At 66.7% G+C, this 14,384-nt stretch carries 13 protein-coding genes; 8 read left to right on the top strand and 5 right to left on the bottom strand.

Annotation, left to right across the window (positions count from 1 at the left end):
- Positions 1-124: 124 nt before the first annotated feature.
- The 3 genes from U1707_RS08035 (at position 125) to U1707_RS08025 (ending at position 2,812) form a co-directional block, all read left to right on the top strand.
- Positions 125-649 (top strand): EF-hand domain-containing protein, encoded by a 525-nt coding sequence (locus U1707_RS08035; RefSeq protein ID WP_332799549.1) that lies wholly within the window; start codon positions 125-127, stop codon positions 647-649.
- Positions 650-718: 69 nt separating this feature from the next.
- Positions 719-1,438: a response regulator gene (locus tag U1707_RS08030; RefSeq protein WP_151992536.1), complete on the top strand. Its 720-nt coding sequence runs from the start codon at positions 719-721 to the stop codon at positions 1,436-1,438.
- Between the two features lie 24 nt (positions 1,439-1,462).
- Entirely contained in the window at positions 1,463-2,812 is a 1,350-nt protein-coding gene (locus U1707_RS08025; RefSeq protein WP_332799548.1) for a sensor histidine kinase, read from the top strand.
- A 43-nt stretch (positions 2,813-2,855) separates the two neighbouring features.
- On the opposite strand, the gene U1707_RS08020 is transcribed toward U1707_RS08025, so the two are convergent.
- From U1707_RS08020 to U1707_RS08005, 4 genes are all read right to left on the bottom strand, one after another.
- Complete coding sequence (locus U1707_RS08020; protein ID WP_332799547.1) at positions 2,856-4,151, bottom strand: MFS transporter; 1,296 nt, start codon at positions 4,149-4,151, stop codon at positions 2,856-2,858.
- Positions 4,151-6,286, bottom strand: a complete 2,136-nt coding sequence (locus U1707_RS08015) for a M3 family metallopeptidase (protein WP_332799546.1) — start codon at positions 6,284-6,286, stop codon at positions 4,151-4,153. Before U1707_RS08015 ends, U1707_RS08020 begins: the two co-directional genes overlap by 1 nt.
- Positions 6,287-6,389: 103 nt before the next feature.
- On the bottom strand, positions 6,390-6,611 hold the full coding sequence (locus U1707_RS08010; RefSeq protein WP_332799545.1) for a hypothetical protein: 222 nt from the start codon (positions 6,609-6,611) through the stop codon (positions 6,390-6,392).
- A gap of 14 nt (positions 6,612-6,625) precedes the next feature.
- Positions 6,626-7,342 carry a Crp/Fnr family transcriptional regulator gene (locus U1707_RS08005; protein ID WP_332799544.1) on the bottom strand — a complete coding sequence of 239 codons (717 nt, stop codon included), beginning with the start codon at positions 7,340-7,342 and terminating at the stop codon, positions 6,626-6,628.
- 131 nt (positions 7,343-7,473) lie between these two features.
- On the opposite strand from U1707_RS08005, the gene gntA reads away from it, so the two are divergent.
- The gene (gntA, locus tag U1707_RS08000) at positions 7,474-8,160 is read left to right on the top strand and encodes a guanitoxin biosynthesis heme-dependent pre-guanitoxin N-hydroxylase GntA (RefSeq protein ID WP_332799543.1); all 687 of its coding nucleotides are present in this window, start codon (positions 7,474-7,476) and stop codon (positions 8,158-8,160) included.
- Positions 8,153-8,740 (top strand): DUF1989 domain-containing protein, encoded by a 588-nt coding sequence (locus U1707_RS07995; RefSeq protein WP_332799542.1) that lies wholly within the window; start codon positions 8,153-8,155, stop codon positions 8,738-8,740. Before gntA ends, U1707_RS07995 begins: the two co-directional genes overlap by 8 nt.
- Before the next feature lie 5 nt (positions 8,741-8,745).
- Here the strand turns inward: U1707_RS07995 and U1707_RS07990 are convergent, their stop codons facing one another.
- Complete coding sequence (locus U1707_RS07990; protein WP_332799541.1) at positions 8,746-9,912, bottom strand: alpha-hydroxy-acid oxidizing protein; 1,167 nt, start codon at positions 9,910-9,912, stop codon at positions 8,746-8,748.
- A gap of 171 nt (positions 9,913-10,083) precedes the next feature.
- Between U1707_RS07990 and U1707_RS07985 the strand changes: the two genes are divergently transcribed.
- From U1707_RS07985 to U1707_RS07975, 3 genes are read left to right on the top strand one after another with little or no spacing between them, the layout of a single operon-like run.
- The gene (locus U1707_RS07985; RefSeq protein ID WP_332799540.1) at positions 10,084-10,770 is read left to right on the top strand and encodes an ABC transporter ATP-binding protein; all 687 of its coding nucleotides are present in this window, start codon (positions 10,084-10,086) and stop codon (positions 10,768-10,770) included.
- A 1-nt stretch (position 10,771) separates the two neighbouring features.
- Complete coding sequence (locus U1707_RS07980; protein ID WP_332799539.1) at positions 10,772-13,315, top strand: FtsX-like permease family protein; 2,544 nt, start codon at positions 10,772-10,774, stop codon at positions 13,313-13,315.
- Positions 13,315-14,382: a lipocalin-like domain-containing protein gene (locus tag U1707_RS07975; RefSeq protein ID WP_332799538.1), complete on the top strand. Its 1,068-nt coding sequence runs from the start codon at positions 13,315-13,317 to the stop codon at positions 14,380-14,382. The genes U1707_RS07980 and U1707_RS07975 overlap by 1 nt, the downstream gene beginning before the upstream one ends.
- Positions 14,383-14,384: the final 2 nt, after the last annotated feature.

Genomic DNA, 14,384 nt, shown 5'->3' with positions numbered 1-14,384 from the left:
AGGGGGCGTGCGCGCCCGACATATCTTGCGACACATTGGCGGCAGGCCGGCAGACGCTTGCGACAACCGGGGTTTAGACCGGCGTCATTCAGTGGGAATTCGTCCCACACAGCCGGAGTCCGACATGCGCAAGACCGTCCTCACCCTGATGCTCGCCGCCAGCGCGATCACGTACGCTGCCAGCGCGCAGACCGCCCCTGCCCCCGCTACTCCCCGTCCGCCGATGCGGCAGGACGCCAACCGCGACGGCGTCACGACGCGCGCGGAGGCGATCGCGCAGGCCGACGCCCGGTTCGCGCAGATGGATACCGACCGCGACGGCCGCGTCAGCGCCGGCGAGATGCGCGCCTATCGGACCGCGATGCACGACCGGATGGTGGCGAGCGGTCGCGACGTCCCCGTGCCACCGCCCGGTGGTCGCAAGCATGACGGCATGGGCCGCCGGATGGATCCGAACCGCGACGGCACCGTGACGCGCGAGGAGTTCGAGGCGCGCGCGCTCAAGCGGTTCGACCGGATGGACGCCAATCACGACGGCACGATCGACGCGACCGAGCGCGCCAACGCCGCCGAGATGCGCCACGTCGACCGGCGCGAACGTCGTGAGGGCGTCACTCCGCCAGCACCGGTCCCTGCACCTGCTCGATAACCGGGAAAGGGGGGAGGCACCGTGTCCCGGTGCTTCCCCTGGACAGCCGCCATGCTAGACACTGCCCCGATGGGAGATATGCCGCACCTGCTGCTCGTCGACGACGAGCGCTCGATCCGCGAGCCGTTGGCCGCGTACCTCACCAAACAGGGGTTTCGCGTCACGCAGGCGGGCGATGCGGAGAGCGCGCGGACGCGGCTGACGGCGTATGCGATCGATCTCGTCATCCTCGACATCATGATGCCGGGCGAGGACGGGCTGTCGCTGTGCCGTCACATCGCCGCAACCAGCGACGTACCGGTGATCCTGCTGACCGCGCGCACCGAGGAGACCGACCGGATCATCGGGCTCGAAATGGGCGCGGACGATTATGTCGTGAAGCCGTTCTCGCCGCGCGAACTGGCGACGCGCGTGAAGGTCATCCTGCGGCGTGCGACCGCGGGCGGTGCGCGCCAGCATGCGCCCGAGGCGAACGCCTATGCCTTTGCCGGCTGGGTGCTGAAATCGGGCGAGCGCGCGCTTGTCGACCGCGAGGGCGTGTCGGTGCCGCTGTCGACCGGCGAATACAACCTCCTGCTGGCGCTCGTCACCCGGCCGCGCCAGGTGCTGACGCGCGACCAGCTGCTCGACCTGACGCAGGGGCGCGAGGCGGCCGCGTTCGATCGCGCGATCGACAACCAGGTCAGCCGGTTGCGCCGCAAGATCGAAGCCGATGCGAAATCTCCGGAGTTGATCAAGACGGTGTGGGGCGGCGGCTATACGCTTGCCGCCGAAGTAACCCGTTTGTGATGTGCCACCCGTGATCCGGCAACCATGATCCGGCCATGGCCGCGCAGCCTCGCGGGCCAGATGGCGTTGCTGATCGCGCTGGCGCTGTTCGTCGCGCAGGCGATCAACTTCGGGCTGGTTCTGCGCGATCGGATCGAATTTCGTCTCTCTCAGGCTACCCGGCCGGTCGCGACGCGGATCGCCGATGCACTCGACCGGGAGGCGCATGGCGGCCGTCCCCTCGTTGCAGACCGCGGGCGCGTCCGCCGGCTTGCCGCCGATCCGATCCCGCGGGTCGGGTATGAGGGGCATCCCGAGGTGGCCGCGGAACTCCGCCGCCAACTCGCGGATCAGGGCGTGACGGTGGGGCGGATCGACACGGCGCTCCAGCCCCCGACGCTCGGCGTCGACCAGGATCGCGACGACCGTCGCCGTGCCGGCATCCGCCGCGGCGACCGTGATGGCGCCACGTTGTTGATTGCCGTCGAAGAGCCTGGCCGCGGCTGGCTCACGATCACCGCACCCTGGCCACAACCGGGCGCGCGTTTGTTGATCGCGTTGCTCAGTCAGACCGCGATCCTTTATAGCATCGTGCTGTTGCCGGTATTGTGGATCGTTCGCCGACTCTCGCGACCGTTGCGCGATCTGCGTGTAGCGGCGGAGCGGTTCCGGCCGGGCGAACCCGGCGTGCCGATGCCTGCGGAAGGCCCCGACGACGTCGCCGCGCTGATCACTGCGTTCAACGCGCTCAGGTTGCGCGTGACGGGGATGCTCGACGAGAAGGACCGCATGCTCGGCGCGATCGGCCATGACCTGCGCACGCCTTTGGCTGCTCTGCGGGTGAGGATCGAATCGGTCGAGGACGACACCGATCGCGCCAAGATGATCGACACGGTGGCGGAGATGAACCGCACGCTCGACGACATCTTGTCGCTCGCACGGCTGGGACGGCCAAGCGAGCCCCCGACCGACGTTGATCTCGCAGCACTGGTCGATGCGGTGGTCGAGGACTTCCGCGACATTGGCAGCGACGTGAGTTTCATCGAAGCGGACCGGTTGCGGATGCGCCTGCGACCGTCGCTGATGCGCCGCGCGGTACGCAATCTGATCGAGAATGCGGTGAAATACGGCGTGTCGGCGGAGGTGCGCGTCGAGGCAGGCGCGCAGTCGGTCGCGATCGTCGTGGCGGATCAGGGACCGGGCATCCCGGAGGACCGGATGGGCGACGTGTTCGACGCCTTCACGCGGCTGGAGAGTTCGCGCAACCGCGAGACGGGGGGGATCGGCCTGGGGCTGGCCCTGGCACGCGCGATCGTGCGCGAGGCCGGCGGCGAGATTCGCCTGGTCAACCGGGTGGGCGGCGGTCTCGACGCGATCATCGAACTCCCGCGCTAGCCCCTTCTGCTCCCTCTCCCCTTCGGGGAGAGGGAGCCAAGTATCAGTCCTCGAGGATCTGGCTATGCGTCCGCGTGTCCTTCATGCGGAGGTACACGATCAGCGACACGCCGATCATCGCCGTCACATACCAGTAGAAGCCGCGCTCCATGCCTTCGTTCTTGAGCCACAGCGCGACATATTCCGCGGTGCCGCCGAACATCGTGTTCGCCAGCGCATACGGCAACGCCACGCCCAGCGCGCGGACGTGTGCGGGGAACAGCTCCGCCTTCACCACCGCGTTGATCGCGGTGTAGCCGGTGACGATGAACAGCGAGGCCACGACCAGGCCGAACGCCAGATACGGATCGGTCGCCGTCTCCAATACGGTGAAGATCGGCACCGTGAACAGCACGCCGGCGATGCCGAACCCGACCATCAGCGGCTTGCGCCCGATGCGGTCCGACAGTGCGCCCGCCGCCGGCTGGAACGCCGCATACAGGGCAAGCGCTGCAGTCATGATCAGCGTTGCGGACTCGCGACTGAACCCGCTCGTGTTGACCAGGAACTTCTGCATGTACGTGGTGTACGCGTAGAAGGCGAGCGTACCGCCGGCGGTGAGCAGGAGCACGGTAAACGCCTCGCGCGGATATTTGCTGAACAGCAGCCAGCCGCTCGATTTCGGCGCGCCGTCCGACTTGGCGTTCTGATAGCTCTCGGTCTCGAGCAGCCCGCGACGGATGCGGAACACGACCAGCGCGAGCACGCCGCCGATCGCGAACGGGATGCGCCAGCCCCACGCATCGAGCTGTGCCGTGTCCAGCGTCGACTGGAGCAGCAACAGCACGCCGAGCGCGAGCAGCTGCCCGGCGATCAGCGTCACGTACTGGAAGCTAGAGAAGAAGGCGCGCCGTGACTTGCCCGCCATTTCCGACAGATACACGGCACTCGCGCCATATTCGCCACCCACGCTGAGCCCCTGCATCAGGCGTGCGAGGATCAGCAACGCGGGTGCGAGCCAGCCGATCGTCGCGAACCCCGGCGTGATCGCGATCAGGAACGAGCCCGCGCACATCAGCGTCACCGACAGCGTCAGCCCCGATTTACGCCCATGGCGATCGGCATAGATGCCCATCACCCACGCACCGATCGGGCGCATCAGGAAACCGACCGCGAATACCGCGGCGACGCTCATCAACTGTGCGGTCGAATTGCCCTTGGGGAAGAACACCGGCGCGAAATACAGGCCGAACGCCGAATAGACGTACCAGTCGAACCACTCGACGAGGTTGCCCGCCGATCCGCCAAGGATCGATTTCAGCCGGTGGTTCTTTTCGGGTGGAATTGTGCTGCTCGCCATCACTTAGCTCCCTGTACCGCTTGTGTTGGTGCAAAACCGCGCTTCTTGAGCAGCGCGTTCACATCGGGATCGCGACCCCGGAACGCGCGATAGGCCTCGGCACGATCGGTTTCGTTACCCGTCGACAGTAGGACCTTGGCGAACTTGTCCGCGGTCGGTTTGTCCCATGGGCTGCCCGCCTCCTCGAACGCAGCGAACGTGTCCGCGTCCATCGTCTCGGACCACAGATAGCTGTAATAGCCGGCGGAATAGCTGTCCGACGAGAACAGATGCTGGAATTGCGGCACGCGGTGACGCATCACAAGCTGCTTCGGCATGCCGATCTCGGCGAGCGTCGCGGCTTCGAACTTGTCGGGGTCGATCACGCCGTCGGGCACGGTATGGATCTTCATGTCGACGATCGCAGACGACAGATATTCGGTGGTCGCGAAGCCCTGGTTGAAGGTGCGCGACTTCTCGATCTTGTCGAGCAACGCCTGCGGCATCGCCGCCTTGGTCTGGTAATGCCGCGCATATTTGTCGAGCACGTCGCGGGTCAGCAGCCAATGCTCGTTCACCTGGCTCGGATATTCCACGAAGTCGCGCGGCGTGCCGGCAAGCCCCGGATAATAGACGGTCTGGAGCATCGCGTGGATCGCGTGGCCGAACTCGTGGAACAGCGTCTGCGCATCGTCGAGGCTGATCAGGATCGGCTCGCCGGGCGCCCCCTTCGCGAAATTGTTGTTGTTCGACGACAGCACGAGCTGCGCCGGTGCAAGACCCCGCTGGCCGCGATACGTGTTCGCCCACGCGCCCGATCGCTTGCCCGTCCGCGCGAAATCGTCGCGGTAGAACAGCCCGACATCCTTGCCGGTCTTGTCGGTCACGCTCCACACCCGCATGTTCGGCTCGAACACCGGCACCGTCCCGGTGATCTCCTTGAAGTTCAGCCCGTACAGCCGGTTGGCGGCATAGAGCGAACCCTGGATGATGTTGCCGAGCTCGAAATACGGCTTCAGCTGCGCCTGATCCAGGTCGTACCGCGCCTTGCGTACCTTCTCCTGGTAAAAGCGATAATCCCACGGCTCGATCGTCAGCGAGGTGCCGGCGACCTTCTGCATGTCCGCGACTTCCTCGGCGACGCGCCCCTTCGCGGCGGGCCAGACGCGCATCATCAGGTCCATCGCCGCGGCGGGCGTCTTGGCCATCGTGTCCTGCATCCGCCAGTCGGCATGCGTCTTGAACCCGAGCAGATGCGCGCGGTCGGCGCGGAGCTTCACGATCTGCGCGATCGTCGCGTTCGTGTCGTTCGCGTCGCCGTTATCGCCCCGATTGACGAACGCGCGCCAGACCTTCTCGCGCAGCGCACGATCGGTGGCATAGGTCAGTACAGGATCGACCGCCGAGCGCGTGTTGACGATCGCAAAGCCCGGCAGTTTCCGCTCGGCCGCAGCGGCCTTGGCCACCGCCTTCACGCTGTCCGGCAGCCCCGCGAGTTGCGCCTCGTCGGTGACCGAGATCGCCTTGCTCTCATCCGCGAGCAGCTTCTCGCCAAACGTCGAGAACGCGGTCGCGAGCTGCTGGTTATACTGCGACAGCTGCGTCTTCTGCGCGTCGGTGAGCTTGGCGCCCTGGCGGACATAGCTGTCGTAGATCCGCGTCACGAGCCGGATCTGCTGCGCATTCAACCCGCTCGAATTGCGCGCCGCGTAGATCGCCTCGATGCGTGCGAACAGCCGCTTATCGAACGTGATCGCATCGGACGCGGCCGAGAATTTCGGCGACCATTCGCGGTCGAGCTTCTGATACGCTGGCGTGTTCATGTTGCCGGTCATTACGCCGAACAGCGTCATCACCTGCCCGTAGCGCTTGCCGGCAAGCTGCATCGGCTCAATTGTGTTAGCGAAGGTCGGCTTGGCGGGATTGTCCGCGATCTTGCGGTATTCCGCGGCGCGTTCGGCAAGCGTTATCTCGAACGCCTGCGGGAACAGCTCGGGGCGAACCTTGTCCCAGGGCGGCACGCCGCCCAACGGACCGGTCCAGTCGGCGAGCAACGGGTTCTCCGCTGGCGTCGTGGTGGTTGCGCCGGTCTGCGCGACGACGGACGTAGACGCCATCAGCGCAACGGCGCTGGCGGCGAGGTATAGAAACTGCACATGGATCTCCCGGTCGATGTACCGGGTAGCATAGAGATAAAGTCACGATGCGGAAGGCGTAGCCGCCGGTCCGTCCGCCGAGCGGTCCTTCGGCAGGCCTCTTTCAGTCGCTCGATCCGTCTTCGCGGGACTGGGTCGCGGCGCGCTCGGCGGCTGCAATAAGCCGTCGCCCCGTCTCTGCCGCCGCCTCGACCGTGAACGTGATCGCCAAACCATCGGGACCGTCCAGCGTCACCAGCCCGTGCTCGGCGTCGGCGATACCAGGGGTGGATTCCGGCTTCATCATGACTTCGCCCTCCCGACCGTCGGTCCCATCGGGAGTCATGCGGCCGGTATCCGTCAATCGCCCCTGGAACCGTACAGATATTGTGGTTCGAACTCGGCAACGGCCGCCAGCGCTTTCCGATCCAGGATCGTCACCTCATTTGCCTTGAACGTCAGCAAATTCTTTTCGCGCAGCGCGCGGAGTACGCGATTGACGTGCACACCCGTCAGACCCGTAGCTTCCGCCAGATCGGGTTGCGTCATCGGCAGCGTGAAGCGCCCGTCGGCGGCCATCCCGACCATCTCCAGCTTCACGTTCAGTTCGCAGAACAGGTGCGCGATGCGCCCTTCCGCACCTAGCCGCCCGAGACGGAAAATCCACTCGCGGTGCATCGCGGCATCGAGCAGCGTGCTGAACCACAGCTTCTTCGTCAGATGCGGATAGCGCTCGGTGATCGTCTGGAGCGTGCGATGTTCGAAGCACGCGATCTTCACCGGTCCGAGCGTCGCGATGTCATGGTCGAGCCGTTTCATCGGAAAGGCATGAAGATCGACGAAATCGCCCGGCACGTGCACGGCAACCAGCTGGCGATGGCCCTCGCGGTCGTCCATGTAGCGGCATACGAACCCTTCGATCAGGAGGGTGCTCGTGTCGATCAGGTCGCCCGCCCGCACGATCTGCTTGCGCGCCGCCACCTGCCGCACCGAACCGATGCTGTCCTCCAGCACCTGCTTTTCTTCGTCGCTCAACTCATGGCGACCACGTCCCATGAGAAACTTTTCCGAGATCATCCAAGCCCCTTTTCCGGCGCCTCCCGTACCGCCCTGCGCGGTAAAAGAACAGATCGGGATTCATACTGATACATATCAAAGCTCGTGCCGGGGGCGAAACATTGCTTCCGTTCGTGTGTTCCACACCGACCATGTATCAGCCAATCTTCCAAAACGACCATCCGCTCGCGCTTAGCTTCATCGAAACGGTGAAGGCACCGCAGTTTCCGTGCGTCGGGGCGAAGTCCGCGCTCGCCAAGGGACAGATGGATATTCTTGTCGCCCGCGACGTGCGATCTGCTTGGGATGACATGAGAATTTCCCCGGCATTGGGCGAGACGGTGCGAAAGTATCGCGAAGACCGCGCGATATTTCGGACGCTGATCATCCTGTTCGAGGCGCCTGCCTTATTGTCCGAGGAGGAATTCGAAGCGCATCTGTGGGCGCGCGCGCAGTCGCTGAGCGACAAGGACTCATGGCTTGGATACCAGCCCGATCCCTCGGTCAGCAGCGATCCGGACGACCCGCATTTCTCGCTGAGCTTTGCTGGCGAAGCGTTCTTCGTCGTCGGCCTTCACCCAAATGCAAGCCGCCCGGCGCGCAAATTCGAATCGCCGGCGATGGTTTTCAACCTGCACGACCAGTTCGAGGTGCTGCGCGACCAGCAGCGCTATGACAAGTTGCGCTCGTCGATCCTGGCGCGCGATCTGGAATATGCCGGTTCGATGAATCCGATGCTGGCGCGTCACGGCGAAAGCAGCGAGGCGCGGCAATATAGCGGGCGCGTCGTCGACGAATCCTGGAAATGTCCTTTCAAGCGAGGCGAAGCCCGTGGGTGATATCAAGACGATCCCACCGCGTTCGGGTGCGGGGTTCACGCTCGACAAAGGCCAGACCCTGACCGTGATCGATCCCGAGGGTCGCCAGGTGTCAGATTTGCTAGCCTACAATCGTTCGGATGTGCGGGAGGCGATCTCGTCGGGGCGGACGCTCGATTATGTGAGCCGATTATACCTGACGACCGGCGACCTGCTGTATTCGAACCGTAGCAACGTGATGCTGGAAATCGTCGCGGATGACGTCGGCCGGCACGACTTTCTCCTGACGCCGTGTTCGAAGGAGACGTTCGCGATTATCTATGGGGATACCGATCCGCACCGCGGTTGTTTCGGCAACCTCGCCGAAGCGCTCGCGCCTTGGGATATCGAGCCGGATCAGATCCCGGTCGCCTTCAACTGCTTCATGAACGTGCCGATCAACGGCGAGACCGGCACCTTCACCGTCGAGCCGCCGCTGAGCAAGGCTGGCGACACGATCGTGTTCCGAGCAGTGATGGACCTGGTGATCGGCATGACTGCATGCTCGGCGCTGCAGTCGAACGGCGGCAGCTTCAAGCCGATCCAGTACCGGATCGACTGAGCGTCTCAGCGCGGCTGGCGGATAGCCCCAGCCGCGCGAACTGCGGCAACACTCGGATAGCCGTTGACCGCCATCAGCAGGTCCGCTTCTGCCAGCAGGCATTTGAGGACGTGTGCCGCCCCCGCCGCGCCATCGAGCGCAAGCCCATAGGTGTAGGGTCGGCCGACGCCTACCGCGGTCGCACCCAGCGCAAGCGCCTTTATGACATCGGTGCCCGACCGGATGCCTGAATCGAACAGCACCGGTGTCGATCCCGATGCGGCGACGACGCCTGGCAGCATGTCAATCGTGGCGATCCCGCCGTTTGCCTGCCGCCCGCCATGGTTCGAGCAATAGATGCCGGCCGCGCCCTCATCGATCCCGCGCCGCGCATCGTCGGGGTGGCAGATGCCTTTCAGCACGATCGGCAACTTCGTGAGCGAGCGCAGCCACGGCATGTCCGCCCAGGTCAGGACGCGTCCGAACGTGGCGGCCCAAGCGCCGATCGCCGCCGCCGGATCGTCCTCGGGCGGCTTGGCGAGCAGCTTTCGGAACGCCGGATCGGAGAAATAATTCATCAGCACGTGGCCGCGAAGCTGCGGGAAGTTCGCCGCGTTCAGGTCGCGTGGCCGCCAGCCGGTCACCCAGGTGTCGAGCGTCACGACGATCGCCTTGTATCCCGCCGCCTCCGCGCGGTGAACGAGGCTTTCCGCGACCCCGACGTCCTTGGGCGTGTAGAGCTGGAAGAAGCCGGGGGTATCGCCGAGCTCGCCCGCAACCGCTTCGAGCGGGTCGTTGGACAGCGTCGACGCCATCAACGGTACGCCGGTCATGGCCGACGCCCGCGCGGCGGCGAGATCGCCGTGCTGATCCTGCGTACAGATGCCGTTGATCCCGACCGGGGCCATGAACAGCGGCGTCGGCAGGGTCATGCCGAACAGCTCGACCGACAGATCGCGCTTCCGGCAATCCACCATCATCCGCGGCACCAGCCCCCAATGGCGGAAGGCGCGCGCATTCTCGTCCTGCGTGAACTCGTCCCCGCACCCGCCCTGGAGATACGACAGCACCGCAGGCGGCAATGCTGCGCTCGCGCGCTGTTCGAGCGTCGCGAAATCGACCGGCAGCTTCGGCACGATGCCGCTCAACCCGGCGCCGTAGATCGCGTTCTGAAAATCGCCGTAGTGCGCCATCGGACCCTCTCCGCTTTCTTATTTGCGACGATGGTGCCGGAGTAGAGCGGCGCGGGCAAGCGGCAGGAAAACCGTATGAAAGACCGCGACGGTAACATCGGTGAACACTATCCTGTGACATCCGTGGAATCGGACTTGCCCGACCCGCCCTCCTCCTGCACGACTTTGGTCATGAGCGAACCCGCGTCTCTGCTTTCGGTCCAGGCGCTCGGCAAATCGGTGCCGGGGCCGCGGCGCCTGTTCCAGCATCTCGACCTTGAGGTCGCAGCCGGCGAACTGGTCGCGATCATCGGCGAATCCGGCGTCGGCAAATCGACCTTGCTCAATATCCTGGCCGGTCTCGACGACGCCGATGAAGGCAGCGTGGCGATCGACGGCGTGATACTCGGCCCGCTCGACGAGACGGCGCGGACGCGGTTGCGGCGCGAACGCATCGGCTTCGTGTTCCAGGCCTTCCACATCCTGCCCTATCTGACCTTGCAGCAGAACGTCGCGCTGCCGCTCGCACTGATATCGCCGGATGCGGCAGCCGCGAAGGCGCGCGCCGAGGCGATGCTGGACGCGGTCGGTCTGGACGGCCGCGGCGACGGCTATGCGCGCGATCTGTCGGGTGGCGAATTGCAGCGCGTCGCGATCGCGCGTGCACTGGTCCATCGCCCCGCACTGATCCTCGCCGACGAGCCGACCGGCAATCTCGACCCCGAGACGGCGGCGCGCGTGCTGGCGCTGTTCGCCGACGCGGTGCGCGGCAACGGCGCGGCGGGGATCATGGTGACGCATTCGGAGGCGACCGCGGCGATCGCCGACCGCGTACTGACGCTCGGACGCGACGGGCTGGTGGAGCATCGTGGCGTTTAGAGTGGGTGAAAGGGGTAGACCGGGTGAACCGGGCCTGCGCTCGAGCCGCCTGGCGCTCGGCTGGCTGATCGGCGGCGAGTGGCGGTTCCACCCCGCCCGCTTCCTGTTGACCGCGGTGGCGATCCTGGTCGGCGTCGCGCTCGGCTTTGCGGTTCATCTCGTCAACGGGTCCGCGCTGGCGGCGTTCGACGGCGCGATGCGCGGCGTCAACGGCGCCGCCGAACTGTCGGTCCGCGCGACCACGCCGCTGGGCGTCGACGAACGCCTGTATCCCCGGGTGGCACGCGCCGACGGCGTCGCCGATGCCAGCCCGGTCGTGAAGCTCGATGCGCGGATCGGCACCACCCGGCTGACGCTGCTTGGGGTCGACGCGATCCGCGCGGCCATGGTGACGCCGTCGCTGATCGGTGTGCGTCCGCCCGGTTTGGGACAGGACACCGGGTCGCCGTTCGACGAAGACGCGGTTTTTCTGTCCCGCGCCGCGCTGACGCAGGCACGGACCGCAGTGGGCCGGCGCATCGTCGTGACCGCCAACGGCCGATCGGTGCCACTGCGCATCGCTGGCACGTTGCCGGCGTCCGACGCCGCAACCGCGGTCGCGGTGATCGACATCGCCGCCGCGCAGTGGCGGTTCGGGCGGCTGGGCCGGATCGACCGGATCGACCTGGCGCTTTCGGATCGTGACACAGCCGATACCGCATTGCGGGCGATGCTGCCCGCCGATGCGATCCTCTCCACAGCACAGACGCAGAACGCGCAGGGTGACGCGTTGTCGCGGGCATACCGCGTCAACCTCGACATGCTGGCGCTGGTGGCGCTGCTGACCGGCGGCTTCCTCGTCTATTCGGCGCAGTCGCTGTCGGTGGTCCGTCGCCAGCGCGCGTTTGCGTTGCTGCGGACGCTGGGCATGCCACGCGGCGGGATCGTTGCGGCGGTGGTCGTCGAGGGGTTGGTGATCGGCCTGGTCGGCGCCTCGGCAGGGCTCGTCGCGGGGTACGGCCTCGCCTGGGCAGCGCTCCACTGGTTCGGCGGCGACCTCGGTGCTGGCTATTTCGGCGGTGGCGCCGCGCACGTCGTCTTCCAACCGGGCGCGGCGCTCGGCTTCTTCGCGCTCGGACTGCTCGCGGCATTCCTTGGTAGCGCGCTTCCCGCACGGGCCGCCGCCCGCGCCGCGCCCGCCGCAGCCTTGAAGAACTCAGGCGACGTGCTCGACCCGCGACAATCCGTGCCGTGGTGGCCCGCCGCCGCGCTGTTGGTGATCGGCGGCGGCGTGTCGATGCTGCCGTCGATCGGCGGTTTGCCGCTGTTCGGCTTTGCGGGGATGGCCGCGATGCTCGCGGGCGGCGTTACCGGCGTGCCCTGGTTCGCCCGGACGTTGCTCGCGCCATTGGCGAAGCGGACGCACGGCAGCGTGCCGGGGCTGCTGGCGGTGCGCCATCTTCACGGCGCCCCCGGCGAGGCCGCGACCGCCTTGTGCGGGATCGTCGCGTCGACGGCGCTGATGATCGCGATGGCGACGATGGTGACGAGCTTTCGCGGCGCGGTCGACGAATGGCTCGGGCAGGTGCTCGGTGCCGATCTCTATCTGCGCACGACCGCGGGGGCGAGCTTCGATCCCGCGACCCGGACGCGTCTTGCCGGCACGCCGGGCGTCGCGCGGCTTGCCTTCAGCCGCCAGATCCCGCTGACCATCACGCCCGATCGTCCGCCGGTCAGCCTGATCGCCCGGCCGGAACGCGACGGTCGCGATCCGCTGCTGGTCCTGATCGCGAAGGGATCGGCGTTGCCCGCCAACGCGCTGCCGGTCTGGGTCTCCGAACCCGCGCAACGGCTGTACGGCTGGGATCCGGACGAGACCATCACGCTGCCGATCGCGGGACGGACGCGGTTCGTGGTGGCAGGGGTCTGGCGGGATTATGGACGGCAGGCGGGCGCGGTCCTGATCGACGAAGGCGATTACCAGCGGCTCACCGGCGACGAGGGCCGCGACGAGATCTCGGTGATGGTCGCCCCCGGCCAGGACATTGCGAAAGTGTCCGACGCGCTGACCGCGCGATTGCCGGCGAACCTGCGCGATCAAGTCGAGGTCGGTCGCCCGGCAACTCTGCGACAACTCGCGCTAACGCTGTTCGATCGCAGTTTCGCGGTGACGTACCTGCTCGAGGCGGTCGCGATCCTGGTCGGGCTCGCCGGCGTCGCGGCCACCATGTCGGCGCAGACCATCGCGCGCGAACGCGAATTCGGCATGCTGCGGCATCTCGGGCTGACGCGGGGCCAATTGACGGCCATGCTGGGAATCGAAGGCGCGATCGTCGGGCTGACCGGCGCACTGGCGGGTATCGGACTGGGGCTGGTCCTGTCGCAGGTGCTGATCCACGTCATCAATCCCCAGTCGTTCAACTGGACGATGACGACGCGGATTCCCTACGCGACGTTGCTCGGGGTCGCCGCTGCGCTGACCGGTGCGGCCGCGGTTACCGCCGTGCTGGCGGGGCGGCGTGCGACCGCGAACAGCGCGGTGCAATCGGTACGGGAGGATTGGTGATGCGCCGCACAGGCCTGATGCTCGGCTTGGTCGCGACGGTCGGCATCGCAGCGCCGCCGGCAACGCCCTACCCCGTCGTCCGACCCGGTATCGTCCTGCGCTTCCCCGTCGATCACGGCGCGCATCCGCGGTTCCGTACAGAATGGTGGTACGTCACCGGGTGGTTGCGGACCGACGCGGGCGAGGATCTCGGTTTTCAGGTCACCTTCTTCCGCACGCGGCCGCCGGGCGACGCGCGCAACCCGAGCCGGTTCGCGCCGCACCAGGTGGTGTTCGCCCACGCCGCGCTGTCCGATCCCAAGACCGGCCGACTGCTGCACGGCGAGCGCGCCGCGCGGGCCGGCTTCGGCCTGGCGCAGGCCCGCACCGGGGATGCCGACGTGGCGATCCGCGACTGGCGGATGGTGCGCGCTAAGGACGGACACTGGGCGACGCGGGTGACCGCCGACGGCTTCGGACTGGCGCTCGATCTGCAGCCCACGCAGCCGCCGCTGCCGCAAGGTCTCGGCGGCTATAGTCGCAAGGGGCCGCGGCCCGAGGAAGCGAGCTATTATTACTCGATCCCGCACCTGCGCGTGACCGGGCGGGTGACACGAGGCGGGCGCGCCGTGGCGGTGCGCGGCGAGGCATGGCTGGATCGCGAATGGTCGTCGAACTACCTCGCGCCGACCGCGCAAGGGTGGGACTGGACCGGGCTCAACTTCGACGACGGCTCGGCGCTGATGGCGTTCCGCATTCGCCGCAAGGGAGGCGGAGTCCTTTGGTCGGGTGGATCGCTCCGCCGCGCTGACGGTACGACGTCGGTGTTCGGGCCGAACGACGTCGGTTTCCGCTCGATTGCAACTTGGCGAAGCAAGGCGACCGGCGCGACCTACCCCGTGGCGCAGGAACTCAGCGTGCGGATCGCCGGCCGGATTCAGCGCTGGCGTCTGACGCCGATGTTCGCCGCGCAGGAACTCGACGCGCGGCGCAGCGGTCTTCCGGTCTATTGGGAGGGTGCGGTGCGTACGCGCGGCGGCAGGGGCTATCTGGAACTCACCGGATACGATCGCGCGCTTGAAATGTAGGC

Source organism: Sphingomonas sandaracina, assembly GCF_036663695.1.
In the GTDB taxonomy this organism is placed as follows: Bacteria; Pseudomonadota; Alphaproteobacteria; order Sphingomonadales; family Sphingomonadaceae; genus Sphingomonas.
Note: the sequence above shows the minus strand (reverse complement) of the source record. Positions and strands in the feature narration are given on the sequence as shown.